Source organism: Rhodobacter maritimus, assembly GCF_058747975.1.
In genome coordinates this window covers 2,882,823-2,896,054 of the sequence record NZ_CM179095.1, presented here as the reverse complement: position 1 = coordinate 2,896,054, position 13,232 = coordinate 2,882,823, and the positions used below count along the sequence as shown (strand labels likewise).

Here is a 13,232-nt window from a genome sequence, read left to right as displayed (position 1 = left end):
TCCCTCGTCAGATCCGGCGATGTTGCCAGCTGCGGAACGGGAAAGAAAGAGCTAGTCGCCAGATTTCCGCGCCGGAACGACAAGCCCTCCCTTCCCGGTCAGGATCGCCCGGGCATCCGCGCGCAACAAACCCGCGATCACCGGGTCTCCGACCCGAAGGCCGCCGGTATAGGCGCCGAACGCGGGCAGGATCAGCCGATCGCGATCCAGCAGAAAAGCGGGTCGGCTCTGCCCGGCCAGACGCACCTTCGGATGATAATGCCCCGAGATCTCGGCGACGGCACCAGGCCGGGCGATATGGCGCAGAACGATGCCCCGCACATGCAACTCTGCGACATTGCGCCCATGGGTGACGACCGGGCCGGGGTCATGATTGCCCTCGACCCAGATCCAGTCCCGCCCCGCCATAAGGCGCGCAAGCCAAAGCGCCTCGTCCTGCGGCAGTGTGGCGGCCTCCGGATCGTCGAAACTGTCGCCCAGGCAGGTCACCGTCTCGGGTGCGAGGGCCGCGATCTCGCCTTCCAGCCGCATAAGGGTCTCGTGCCCCTCGTAGGGGGGTAACAACACGCCACCACGCCGTGCCATGCGCCCGGATTTTCCCAGATGCAGGTCCGACACGACAAGCATGCGCCGGGCAGACCACCAAAGCGCCCCGCTCTCACGCGCCTCCATCTCAGCTCCATGGAACTCGAACCGGTATCCTTGCATCACTTCTTCAGAGTCGAAATATCCTCGGGGGGGCACCGGATACCCCCGTCGAGGGGGCATCCGGTGCCGGGGGGCCGACAGCCCCCCGTTCCCCGCTTACCCGCAAAGCCCCGCCTCTGCCATAAGGTGTCTGGCTTCGGCCTCCATCAGCCTTGCCCGCCCGGCGCCTTCCACAGGCACCTTGCCAATCTCGAGCAGGAGCGGTGCCGCAAGCGGAGGCAGCCGCTCTAGCCGTATCGTGTCGATCCGGTCGCCGATACGCCCAAGCATTTCCTCGATCCGGGCAAAATCCACCAGCCCGCGCATTGCCTCGTGGCGCGTGATGCGCATCAGCAGGTGATCCCGGTCGTGGCGCAGCAGCGTGTCATAAAGGATGTCCGAAGAGAACGTTGCCTGCCGTCCGCTCTTGCGTGATCCCGGTAGGTTGCGCGGTGTCAGCCCGGCGATCGTGGCGACATTTCGGAACGTGCGCTTCATCACCGCATTGCCGGAAAGCCAGCCTTCCAGCCCGTCGCGCAGACCGGCCGGCATCAATAACGGTGTCGCGTCCGTGACAGGTTCGAGCCCCCAGACCAGCGTCGCGTAATCCGAGGCTACGAAGCCAAGCGGCGCCAGCCCCGCCTCTTCCATCCTCCGTGTCAGCAAAAGCCCGAGGGTCTGCATGGCATTGCGCCCCGCGAAGCCCCAGAAACAGGTGTGTTCGCGCCCGTCCCAGGGAAAGCTCTCTACCAGCATGGCGCCGCATTCGGGCATCCGGCTGACCCCGCGCTGCAGCGCCAGCCAGTCCCGCGTATGGTCGGGCAGGTGCTGCTCCGGTTCGTTCATCAGCCGCAGGACGCGTTCGGAAAGCTGTGTCGAGGTGGCGAATTTGGTGCCCGAGAAGACAGCAACCTTCGGCACCCTGCCGGCCGTGCGACTGACCTCGACCGTCATTTCCCGCAGCCGCTCATAGCGCACGATCTGCCCTCCCATCAGGAAGGTGTCTCCCGGGCTGAGTGAGGCCGCGAAGCTTTCCTCGACCTCGCCCAGAACTCCGCCGCGTCCCGCCAGACGCACCTTGAGGGTCTCCGTATCCACGATGGTGCCGATATTCATGCGGATATCGCGTGCCGCGCGTGGATCACGCAACTGCCACAAACCGCCCTTTTCCATCAGGCGGCGCCAACGATCATAGGCGCGCAACGCATAGCCGCCCGTGGCACAGAACTCTAGACAGGCATCGAAATCGGCACGCGACAATCCCGCATAGGGGCCTGCGCTGCGGATTTCCGCAAATAAGGCGTGCGCGTCAAACGGACCGGCGCAAGCAACCAGAAGAATGTGCTGGCATAATACGTCAAGCGGCCCCGGACCGCGTGGATCACCATCCAGATCACCCTCCGCCACGGCATCCAGCGCGGCAACGCACTCGATCACCTCGAAGCGGTTCGCGGGCACCAGCCTTGCCTTGGAGGGCGCATTGTAGCGGTGGTTCGCGCGGCCGATGCGCTGGACCAGCCGCTTCACGTTCTTTGGTGCGCCGATCTGGATCACCAAATCGACATCGCCCCAGTCGATTCCCAGATCGAGCGAGCCCGTGGCAACGACGGCCCGCAGCGCGCCCGTGGCCATTGCTGCCTCGACCTTTTCGCGGGCCTCGCGTGCGAGGCTGCCGTGATGGATGCCGATGGGTAGGCCCTCGGTATTGGCCATCCACAGGTCGTGAAAGAACAGTTCGGCTTGCGCACGGGTGTTGTGAAAGATCAGCGTGGTGCGGTGGGCGCGAACCGCCTCCAGCACTTCTGGAATGGCATGGCGCCCGCCACCGCCTGCCCATGGGGGCGGCGTATCCGAAAGCATGGCGATATCAGGCAGGGGGCCCGCATCGGCCTGAAGCACTCGGCACCCGTCGGGCGCAAGGAAACGCGCAAGCGCCGCCGGATCCTCGACCGTTGCCGAGAGCCCGACACGCCGCAAGCCGGGTGCAAGGTGTTGCAGCCGCGCCAGACACAGCATGAGCTGATCGCCGCGCTTGCTTTCGGCCAGGGCGTGGATCTCGTCGGCGATGACACGCTTCAACCCTGCAAAGATGCGCGGTGCATCCTGGTAGGACAACAGCAGTGCAAGGCTTTCGGGTGTCGTCAGAAGGATATGCGGGGGGTCGGCCCTTTGCCGCCGCCGTGCGGTGGCGCCCGTATCTCCGGTGCGGTCCTCGATGCGGATCGGCAGGCCCATCTCTGTGACCGGGCCGGTCAGGTTGCGCCGAATATCAGCCGCAAGCGCCTTCAGAGGTGAGATGTAAAGCGTGTGCAGGCCGGGGGGCGGGTGGTCGGCCAGATCGGCCAGCGTGGGCAGAAACCCCGCCATGGTCTTGCCGCCGCCGGTCGGAGCGATCAGCAGCGTGGCGGGATCTTCGGCCCGTTCCAGCATCTGCAACTGATGCGGATGCAGCGCCCATCCACGTGAGGAAAACCAGTCGGACAGGGGCGGGGGCAGGGCGCGCATGGCACCAGTCTAGGGACCGTGTGCGCCGCTGAAAAGGGACGGGATCAGTGGATGATCTCTTCCTCGCGCACGAACATGTTGGCCCATGCCCGGTCGATCAACTCGGGCGTCATCTGGTAGGGGATGCCCTCGAATTCGCAGATCGCAATCATCTGGTCGATCAGGAAGATCGGCTGATAGTTCGCATAGACATTGTCGATCGTGGGGTACTTGACCTTCAGCAGGTGGATCAGCGCCTTCTCGTCCAGCGGCATCTTCCGCTTCTTGGCCATCATCGAAAAGATCTTGAGGAAGTCCGATTGCGTCGGGCCGTCGATCTTGATCTTGAAGAAGATCCGGCGCAGCGCGGCGCGGTCGAAGATCTGGTTCGGGTGGAAGTTGGTCGAGAAGATGACCAGCGTGTCGAAGGGCACCTCGAACTTCTCGCCCGATTGCAGGGCAAGGATGTCGCGGCTTTCCTCAAGCGGCACGATCCAGCGGTTCACGAGCTTTTGCGGAGGCTCGGCCTGGCGGCCAAGGTCGTCCACGATGAACACCCCGCCCGAGGATTTCATCTGCAAGGGCGCGGTATAGGTGCGCGCGGTGGGGTTGTAGGTCAGATCGAGCATGTCGAGCGAGAGTTCACCACCGGTGATCACGGTGGGCCGCTCGCACAGCACATAGCGGTTGTCGAAGCGGTTGCCCGACTTGCGCAGGCTGGTCGGGTCGTCGACGGACTCGGCGGCGGCGGAATGGACGATCGGGTCATAGACGGTGATGACCTGGCCTGCATATTCCACTGCGCGCGGGATATAGATCCGGTCGCCAAGCGCGTCGCGGATCCCGTTCGAGATCGAGGATTTGCCGTTGCCGGGCGGGCCATACATCAGGATCGACCGGCCCGATGAGACCGCGGGGCCAAGCTGGTCAAGCAGCATGGGCGGCAGGATCAGGTGCCCCATCGCCGAGGTCAGCTGCTGGCGGCTGAGCTGGATGTTGCGGATCGACTGGCGCGTGGTCTGTTCGCGGTATTGCGCAAGCGGCACCGGCATGGCGCCGTAATATTCCGATTGCGACAGCGCATCGAGCGCGCGTGCCTTGCCCGCATCGGCAAGCTGGAACCCCATCTCGCCGCCCGAGTTTGCATGCAGCGTGCCCATCGCCTCGACCAGCCGTTGCGAGCGGGCAAGGTCGATCAGTTCCTGCGTAAGCGTCAGCGGCAGCGCGATCAGTTTCGCGATCCCCGAGGCGGTATCCATATTGGTCCGGAACATCGTCTTGAGCAGGATGTCCCGCATCATCACGACCGAGATCCCGACATCGTCCAGACTGCGCGGCGGCACCGGGGCCAGCACGTTCGTTGCCATCATGTTCATGCCCGCTGTCCTCTTTGTGCTTGCCGTCTGCGGTTCATTTGCCGTTTGCCCCTGCTGCGCCACGCTCTGGGCGCAATTGCCCGATACGGGGATTCACAGGCGCAAGATGCGCGGCTAATGTGGCCAAAAAATGGAAGAATGATTGTGAGGCGTAAACGATGAGTGGAAATCGGCAGGGAACGAACGGGGTCTTGCTGGCGGAGGCCATGGCGGCTGCGGCTGCGATTCTGGCGGTCCTGCCCTTCCTCAAGGGCGCGTTCTTCATCGGCAAGCATGAAGGTGACACGCTGCACCTGGCCGACATCGTGCTGCGCATGGGCGAAGCCGGGCAGGTCCCGCATCTGGATTTCATGACGCCGATCGGCATCGGCGCGGTCTGGCCGATGGCGGCCTTCGTGCAGGCGGGGTTGGGGCTGGGTCACGCGATCTTTGCCGCGCAGGCGGCGGTCGCGGCGCTGTTGTTCCTGCCGGTGCTGCGGGTGGCGCTGTCGCGTTTCTCGGGGCTTCTGTCCTGGGCGTTCGGCCTTTACCTGATGATCCTGTGCCTCGCGCTCGTGCATGGCGAATCCGAGGCCTCGATCTCGATCTCGATGCATTACAACCGGTGGGCATGGGCGCTTGCCTATCTGGCGATTCCGCTGGCGATGCTGGCGCCGAACGGGGCGCCGCGTCCCTGGCTGGATGGCGGGCTGATCGGCCTTGCGATGGCGGGGCTTGTGCTGATCAAGGTGACCTATTTCGTGGCCTTCGCGCCGCCGGTGCTGATTGCGCTGATCGCGCGGCGGCAGGGGCGCATGATCCTTGCGGCCCTTGTCGCGGGGCTGGGTGTGGCCGGTGCGGTGACAGGGCTACTGGGGGCCGAATTCTGGCTGGCCTATCTGCATGATCTGCAAAGTGTCGCCGGCTCCGAGACGCGCCCGGCGCCGGGCCATCCGCTGGGGGCGGTGATGGCGGCGCCTGCCTATCTGGCGGGCACGCTGACGCTGGTGGCGGTCATCATCTTCCTGCGCCAGGCCGGCCGTATGACCGAGGGCATGGTTCTTCTGTTCCTGATGCCGGGCTTCATCTATGTCACCTGGCAGAATTTCGGCAATGACCCGCAATGGCTTGTTCTGCTTGCGCTTCTGGCTTTTTCGCTGCGTCCTTCCGGGCCGGAGACGAACGGGTTTGGATGGTCTCTTTCCGATGCGCTGCGCGTAACCGGTATCGTTGCGGTGACGCTTGGTGCGGGCTCGATCCTCAACCTGATGTGGAGTCCGTTCCGTCACATGTCGATGGATGCAGAAAAAGCCGTGCCGCTTTTGTCGGCCCTGCCGGCCCATCACGACATCATGGTGCAGGAACCGCGGGTCTATCGTGTGTCCTACCGTGTCGCCGCAGACGGGCCGGGCACCGCCTATGCCGCCTACAAAGAGCGTGCCGACTGGCCTGATCCGACGACGCTGAACGGAGAAGCGCTGCCCGATTGCGAGCTTGCCGCTGGTTACAATGCCTGGTTCGAAACCGTGGTGAAGGATCTGGAGGATAATGGCCAGGCGGGCAGCGCGGTTCTGGTGGCCGATCTCTTCTCGGCACTTTGGCTTTATGGTGATCTGCGTCCGGTCCGCGGTGGGGCGCCTTGGTATTACGGCGGCACGCCGGGGATTGCAGGGGCGGACCATCTTCTGGTGCCGTTGTGCCCCACGGGCCTGAACGTGCGCACTGGCATCGTGAAGGCGCTGGAGGAAGATGGCTGGATCCTGGAAGAAGAGCGCCGCACCGACACCTACATCCTTCTTAGGCCGGTCGCGCCCTGAGCGGTGCTTAGGGCAGGACGATGATCAGAAGATAGGTCCAGAGCGTTCCGACCAACGCAAGCCCCAGCGGGAAATCCGCACGCTTCCAGCTGACCCAGTCCGGGGTCAGGCGGCGCACGGCGGGGACCGCGCGAAAGATGCGATGCGCGCTAAAGGCCCCTAGAAGAAAAGCGGCCAGCAATGCCACGACCAGCCCCGCGGCGCTTGATGCGAAGAAGGGCGCGGCAGCGGCGGCGAATTTCGCATCGCCCGCACCGAAATGCGCCACCACGTTCAGAAACACCCCGACTGCTAGTACGATCACCAGATGCAACCATCGCCATGCCCAGACATCCAGAGGCAGCACCAGTGGCCCCGCGATCGCATAGACCGCCACCAGTGCCAGAACGGCCTTGTTGCGGATTTTCATGTATTTCAGGTCGGTGTAAACGACCCACAGGCAGATCGGCGTGATCAGGATAAGGAACACCAGCGCGGACTGGGGCGGGGTCAGGCCAAGCATATGTTCGCTCAGCCCTTCGCCACGTTGGCATCAAGCGCAGCAAGCGCGCGTGAGGCTTCCTCGAAATGTTGCGGGTGGGTGTCTACCGCCTCTTGCAATAGCCCCTTCCCGATCGTCACGTCGCCTTGCTTGATCGCCGAAAGCGCGGCGGTGTAAAGCAGCTGCGCCTTTTCGGTCTGGGTCATGGTGACCACGGGCATATCGTATTTGCGCTGCGCCGCGCGGGCCAGAACGAGGTTGTTCTTGGTGGTGAACATCGTCGGATCGTGCACCAGCGCATCGGCAAACAGCTTTTCCGCACCCTTGGCATCGCCCCGGGTCAGCTTGGAATAGCCCCAGTTGTTCAACACGCCGGCCGGCGTTGTCGTCAGCCCGGCTGCGGTGTCATAGAACGCATCGGCCTTGGACCAGTTTTTGTTCGCGTCGGCGACCATCGCTTCAAGGCGATAACGCTGATAGGTTTCGTGCGTCGGCGGGATTTGGTTCAGCGCCGCCTCGGCGCCTTTCCAATCATTCGCGCGGATCATCGCATCGGCAAGCTGCACGCGGTCATCATTATTGCCCTCGGGCATGGCGATGACGGCCTGCCAGACCGGGATCGCCTCGGAGGGCTTGCCGGCCCGCACAAGCGACTTGGCCAGCCCGCGCTTGAGGTCGATGCGGTCGGGGTTCTCGTCTGCGGTGCGCTTGAAATAGGATACCGCTTCGTTCGGGTCGCCCACCGTCAGCATGATGTCCGACAGGTTCGTCTCGTCGATCGCGTTCACGCTTTTGAGTGCGCGCGACACCTCGGCATCGTTGGATTTCTGGCATGCCGCCAAGGCGATGGCGCTGCCCGCAAGCAGCGCGATAAAGATCGGGTGGCGCATTTTTTGCGTCCTTCTGCTCGTTGCCTCAACGCTTGGTCAACAGCAGGTACTCTCCGGCCCCTCGCCGCACCAGCGCATAGTTTGGTTCTTCTTCCTCAACATAGCCCGGATTTTTGAGTTTTGCGAGCGCCAGGCGAAGGTTTTCCCGAATGGAGTCCGATTGGCCACTATCAAGCGCATAGGCGGTCTGGAAGACGCGCGCGGCTTCGGGCACTTCGTTCTTCTCCATCAGCACGACGCCGAGGTTGTTCCAGGCGGGAACGAAGGTACGATCCTCTTCGATCGCGCGGCGCAGCATCCGCTCGGCCTGCCCCAGGCGGCCCAGCTTGAGATTGGCTGAGCCGATGGCCGACAGCACGTCGACGGTAGCACCCTGCCGGCCCGCTGCGCGGTAATAGGCCTTCAGGGCCAGTTCGTATTCCCCGGCCTCCATGAGCCGGTGGCCGACGGTCAGCCCGTCGACCGAGGCACCGCGCGTGGCGGTGCCGGGCGCATAGGGGCTGCCCTTGTCCGACGAAAGGCCGCCGGCAGAGCATGCGGCAAGCAGACAAAACAGGATGGGCAGCAACTTGCCCGCAAGACGTGGAGACATGACCCCTAGAGCCCGATGGCCTTGAAGTTCTCAAGCATATCATGAACCGAGGGCCCAACAAGGATGATCAGCAGCGGCGGCACGGTGAACATCATCGTGCCTAGGGTCATCTTGGTGGGGATCTTGTTGGCGGCCTCTTCGGCGCGCATGATCCGCTTGTCCCGCATGTCGGCGGCATAAAGGCGCAGCGCCTCGGCGATCGAGGTGCCGAACTGCTGCGACTGGATCATGACGGTGACGAAAGAGGCCACGTCCGGCACGCCCGAACGTTCGCCGAAGGTGCGCAGAACCTGCGCCTTGTCCTTGCCGGCCTTGATCTCGTGGCTGACGGTTTCGAACTCTTCGGACATGGCGGGGTAGGCGGCGCGCAGCTCTTTCGCCACGCGAATGATGCCCTGGTCGAGCGACTGGCCCGCCTCGACGCAGACCAGAAGCATGTCGAGCGCGTCGGGAAAGCCGTTCTGGATCTCGGCGGTGCGCGCGTTGATGCGTTTGTCGATCCACATCTTCGGGGCCAGATAGCCGAAGGTGCCGGGCAGCAGGATCGCAAGGATCGTCGCTGTCGACGAAAGCGGCTCGGTTGCGTTGGCGATCAGCACATAGCCGACCCCGAGAGCCAGAAGCCCAAGGCCCATGCCGAACTGGACGGCGTGGAAGGTGCGCACGGCGTTGGTGCCGCGATAGCCCGCGCGTGTCATCCGCATTTTCGCGGCTGACATCTCTTCCTCGTCCTTGGGTTCGAGGAAGCCTGCGTATTTCTCAAGCTTGTCCGAACCGGCACCGCCAAGGCGCAACTGCGCCTTGAGCGCATCGGCCTTCTTGTCGCCCCGCAGGTCGGGGCGGCCACGGGTCGCGTCGCGCAGCTTTTCAAACGGATCCTTGCGCTTCTTCAGAAGGGCGGGAAGCGTGCCCAGCACCAGCAGAAGCCCAAGCCCCGCAAGTGCAAGAAGCGGACCCATGGGTCCGAGCGTGTCCGTAAGCGTCGCATTGATCGGAGCAAGAAATTCCATGATCTGCCTCAGACCCTGATCGTCGTCATGATTTTCATGAACAACATGTTCATGCCCAATAGCGCAAAGACGATGACTGCAGCCGGAATGAATGCGGGGGTTTCCTTCACCGCGTCATAATAGTTCGGGGCAACCACCTGGATGACCACCAGCACCGCGATCGGGAACCCGGACAGGAAGACGCCCGACCATTTGGGTTCCGCGGTAATCGCGCGCACCCGGCGGAACAGCCGGAAACGGGACCGGATCACCTTGGACAGGCCTTCCAGAACTTCGGCAAGGTTGCCGCCCGAAGTCTGCTGGATCGACACGGCAACAGCAAGGAAGCGCAGATCCTGCATGTCCATACGCTCGGCCAGATCACGCAGCGAGTCCGCGACGTTACGGCCATAGGCGGCCTCATCTGCGATGATCCCGAACTCGGACCCCAGCGGATCGGGCACTTCGCGCGCCACGATCTGGATGGCGGATGCGAACGGGTGCCCGACGCGCAGGCTGCGCACCATCAGTTCGACCGCGTCAGGAAGCTGTTCTTCAGCCAGCTTGATGCGTTTCTTGGCTTTCCCGTTGACCCAGAAATAGACGCCGCCGACGCCCATGAAGATGGAAATCGCGATCCGCACTGCAAGCGCCGCCTGGGTGCCAAGCGTCAGGCCGAAGAAGGCCACGATCGACAGCAGAACCATGATCCCGACCAGTGCGGGGGGCGAGAAGGCAATATTGCCCTTCTGTGCCTTGCTGGCCAGAATCGAGTAAAGCGGAATCCCTTTGGCCCGCATATGCTGGTTGGCTTCCTTCCGAAGCTGTTCCAGCACCTCTTCGCGCCGCCCGCCCTTTTCCAGAAGGGCAAGCCTGCGGTTCACCTTGTTGTTGAGCGAGATCGACTTGCCGAAGACCAGCAGATAGATGCCCTCAACCAACAAGAGCACCGCGACGAAGATCAGGCCGTAGATGATCGGGGTAGGGCTGATGATCATGGGCAGGGCGCTCCCTAGTCAGAAACGGGTTCGTAGATTGCGGAAGGCAGATCGTAACCCCACTGGCGGAACCGGTCGGAATAATGCGAACGCACGCCCGTGGCGGTAAAGCGGCCGATAATTTTGTTGTCGGGCGTCAGGCCAAGGCGCTCGTAGCGGAAGATCTCCTGCATGGAGATCACCTCGCCCTCCATCCCGGTAATCTCGGTAATCGAGGTCATCCGGCGCGAACCGTCCTGAAGGCGCGAGGCCTGCACGATCAGGTTCACAGCCGAGGCGATCTGCGAACGCACCGCCTTGATCGGCATCTCGATGCCGGACATGGCGATCATGTTCTCGAGGCGGCTGATGCCGTCGCGGGCCGAGTTGGCGTGGATCGTCGTCATGGAGCCGTCGTGGCCGGTGTTCATGGCCTGCAACATGTCGATGACTTCCTCGCCGCGTGTTTCGCCGACGATGATGCGGTCGGGACGCATCCGAAGGGCGTTGCGCAGACAGTCGCGCGGGGTGACCGCCCCCTTGCCCTCGACGTTGGGCGGGCGGCTTTCCATCCGGCCCACATGAACCTGCTGAAGCTGAAGTTCCGCCGTATCCTCGATCGTCAGGATGCGCTCGGCATTGTCGATGAACGATGAAAGTGCGTTCAGCGTCGTGGTCTTGCCCGAACCCGTCCCGCCCGAAACGATCACGTTGAGACGGGTGGAAACGGCGGCCTGTAGATAGGCGGCCATCTCTTCGGTGAAGGCCCCGAAACGGACGAGGTCGTCGATGCCGAGCTTGTCCTTCTTGAATTTCCGGATCGAGACGAGCGAACCGTCCACCGCGATCGGCGGCACCATGGCGTTGAAACGCGACCCGTCGGCCAGGCGGGCGTCGACATAGGGGTTCGATTCATCGACGCGGCGGCCCACGGCGGACACGATCTTGTCGATGATCCGCAGAAGGTGGCGTTCGTCCTTGAAGGTGATATCGGTCAGTTCCAGCCGACCCGCGCGTTCCACGAAGATCTGCTGGGGACCGTTGACGAGAATATCGTTGACCGTTTCGTCCTTAAGAAGCGGCTCAAGCGGGCCAAGGCCCATCACCTCGTCGTAAAGTTCCTGGTTCAGGATCTGCCGGTCGCCCGTATTCAGCGCGACCGACATCTCGGTCATTGCCTCGGCGGAAATCGAGGCGATCTCGGCTTTCAGGTCTTTTTCGTTGGCATGTTCCAGCGCGGCGAGGTTCAGGTTTTCCAGAAGGCGCTTGTGCAGCTCGACCTTGAGCTCGCTCAGGCGCTCCTTGCGTTTCTTTTCCTTGTCCGGAACGGCCGCAGAGGCGGCCACGGCCACGGGCGCCGTGCGCCGTTGGACGTAGGACTTGGTTTCGCCATTGCTCCCGCCTGCGGCCGCCGGCGAGGCATTCTGTGCCCCCGGCTGTGCTGCCGTGCCCTTGGCTGCGCCCGGCGCGGCTTTCTTGTAACGCGAGAACATGCGGGGGGCTCCTTACCCTTGGGCGACGGCGGTATTGGCGGCTTGGTTGACCTCGATCAGCGAGACCGCGAGCTTCTGGATTTCCTTGCGCAGGGGGCTTTTCGCGGCGGTTTCGGCCAGCGGCAACCCGTGGTCATTTGCCTGCGTCACCTGCTTGCCGCCATCGCTCAGCAGCACCTCGATCGCGATGTCGAGGCTTTCGGCAAGCCGCTTGACGCGGGATTTGCCGGTCAGATCGGTGAATTTCGGTGCACGGTTCAGAATGTAGCGCAGCTTTTCGGCCGGAAGTCCCTCGGACTTGAGGGCGCGGATCATGCGCAGCGCGTTCTGTGCCGAACGCATGTCCAGTTCCAGCATGGCGAAATAGACATCGGCCTGTTGCAGCACCGCTTCGGTCCATTGCACCACGGTCGAGGGCATGTCGATCACGACATAATCGAAATTGGCTCGGGCCATGTCGATGATCCGGTTGACGTCTTCGCTGGTGACGATGTCCAGCGGCAGCATGTCCGCCGGCGCGGTCATCACGAACATCTTGTCGTTGAAGGTGAGAAGCGCCTGTTTGAAGCTTTCCGCATCCATATGCGCCGTGTCCGAGAGCAGTTCGAACACCACCTCGCGGCGCGGCAGGTCAAGATAGGTCGAGGCCGAGCCATACTGGAAATCGAAATCGAGCAGGCAGACGCGCGGGGCGGTTTCGCTCTTCTTGGCCGAGTTCGCCAGTTCCCAGGCAAGGTTTACGGCGAAGGTCGTGGCGCCGGTGCCACCGGCAAGGCCGTGCACGGGAAGGATGGCGCCATTGCGGCCACCCGATGCCTTGAACGAAGTGTCCGTGGCACTGGCTTCGCCGGCATGGGCGGGCAATGCGTTGGCCAGCGGGTCCGATTGCCCAAGCCGTTCGATCGCCTCATGCAATGCCCCTTCGGGCAGCGGGTAGGGCACGAAATCGTCGGCACCAAGACGCAGCAACTGGTGCAGGGCGATCGGACTGACCTCTTCGGCGATGACGATTACCCGGACGCCCTTTTCCTTGGCCGTCGTGATGATGCCGGAGATGCGCGCCAGATCGTCTTCGTCCTGGCTGTCGATGGCCAAGGCGACGAATTCCAGTGCATCCGCATCGGGCTGCGACAGGAACTTGACGGCATCGTCGAAATTCAGATCGCCCCAGCTTTCGCCAAGTTCCGCTTCCATGTCCTCGATCAGGAGATCGAAATTGGACACGTCACGAGAGATCGTGCACGCGACGATGGGAGCCGGCTCGGGCTTCAGGATAGGTGCTGCGGTCATTGTCTCACGTCCTTCTGTACGCGAATCCGTGGAATGGGGTCCGTGGCGCCGGCACAATCCGGCGGGGTTCCTGGGCCGCAATCTCCAGATTCGGGCACGACTCGGTCATCATGCCACTCATGCAGTCTTGAAAGTCGCGTGAAATCTTGGCGACATTGGGGCCAGATTGCTCCAATT

General features: G+C 63.1%; 11 protein-coding genes. 1 reads left to right on the top strand and 10 read right to left on the bottom strand.

Annotation, left to right across the window (positions count from 1 at the left end):
- Window positions 1–51: 51 nt before the first annotated feature.
- The 3 genes from pdeM to AC4PTO_RS14665 form a co-directional block, all read right to left on the bottom strand.
- The gene (pdeM, locus tag AC4PTO_RS14675) at window positions 52–708 is read right to left on the bottom strand and encodes a ligase-associated DNA damage response endonuclease PdeM (RefSeq protein WP_492729698.1); all 657 of its coding nucleotides are present in this window, start codon (window positions 706–708) and stop codon (window positions 52–54) included.
- Window positions 709–804: 96 nt separating this feature from the next.
- The gene (locus AC4PTO_RS14670) at window positions 805–3,192 is read right to left on the bottom strand and encodes a ligase-associated DNA damage response DEXH box helicase (RefSeq protein WP_492729696.1); all 2,388 of its coding nucleotides are present in this window, start codon (window positions 3,190–3,192) and stop codon (window positions 805–807) included.
- A 44-nt stretch (window positions 3,193–3,236) separates the two neighbouring features.
- Window positions 3,237–4,547 (bottom strand): DUF8689 domain-containing protein, encoded by a 1,311-nt coding sequence (locus tag AC4PTO_RS14665; RefSeq protein WP_492729694.1) that lies wholly within the window; start codon window positions 4,545–4,547, stop codon window positions 3,237–3,239.
- A gap of 158 nt (window positions 4,548–4,705) precedes the next feature.
- Here AC4PTO_RS14665 and AC4PTO_RS14660 point away from each other — a divergent pair, with 158 nt between their 5' ends.
- Entirely contained in the window at window positions 4,706–6,343 is a 1,638-nt protein-coding gene (locus tag AC4PTO_RS14660; protein WP_492729692.1) for a hypothetical protein, read from the top strand.
- A gap of 7 nt (window positions 6,344–6,350) precedes the next feature.
- Here the strand turns inward: AC4PTO_RS14660 and AC4PTO_RS14655 are convergent, their stop codons facing one another.
- Genes AC4PTO_RS14655 through AC4PTO_RS14625 form a run of 7 tightly spaced genes read right to left on the bottom strand, consistent with a single transcriptional unit; the run spans window position 6,351 to window position 13,055 of the window.
- Window positions 6,351–6,845 carry a prepilin peptidase gene (locus AC4PTO_RS14655; protein WP_492729690.1) on the bottom strand — a complete coding sequence of 165 codons (495 nt, stop codon included), beginning with the start codon at window positions 6,843–6,845 and terminating at the stop codon, window positions 6,351–6,353.
- A gap of 8 nt (window positions 6,846–6,853) precedes the next feature.
- Window positions 6,854–7,714: a tetratricopeptide repeat protein gene (locus AC4PTO_RS14650; protein WP_492729687.1), complete on the bottom strand. Its 861-nt coding sequence runs from the start codon at window positions 7,712–7,714 to the stop codon at window positions 6,854–6,856.
- A 25-nt stretch (window positions 7,715–7,739) separates the two neighbouring features.
- Window positions 7,740–8,306, bottom strand: coding sequence for a tetratricopeptide repeat protein (locus AC4PTO_RS14645; RefSeq protein WP_492729685.1), 567 nt, complete (start codon window positions 8,304–8,306; stop codon window positions 7,740–7,742).
- Window positions 8,307–8,311: 5 nt separating this feature from the next.
- Window positions 8,312–9,316 (bottom strand): type II secretion system F family protein, encoded by a 1,005-nt coding sequence (locus tag AC4PTO_RS14640; RefSeq protein WP_492729683.1) that lies wholly within the window; start codon window positions 9,314–9,316, stop codon window positions 8,312–8,314.
- 8 nt (window positions 9,317–9,324) lie between these two features.
- Window positions 9,325–10,293, bottom strand: coding sequence for a type II secretion system F family protein (locus tag AC4PTO_RS14635; RefSeq protein WP_492729681.1), 969 nt, complete (start codon window positions 10,291–10,293; stop codon window positions 9,325–9,327).
- Between the two features lie 14 nt (window positions 10,294–10,307).
- The gene (locus AC4PTO_RS14630; RefSeq protein ID WP_492729678.1) at window positions 10,308–11,765 is read right to left on the bottom strand and encodes a TadA family conjugal transfer-associated ATPase; all 1,458 of its coding nucleotides are present in this window, start codon (window positions 11,763–11,765) and stop codon (window positions 10,308–10,310) included.
- Window positions 11,766–11,777: 12 nt separating this feature from the next.
- On the bottom strand, window positions 11,778–13,055 hold the full coding sequence (locus AC4PTO_RS14625; RefSeq protein WP_492729676.1) for a CpaE/TadZ family protein: 1,278 nt from the start codon (window positions 13,053–13,055) through the stop codon (window positions 11,778–11,780).
- Window positions 13,056–13,232 lie beyond the last annotated feature (177 nt).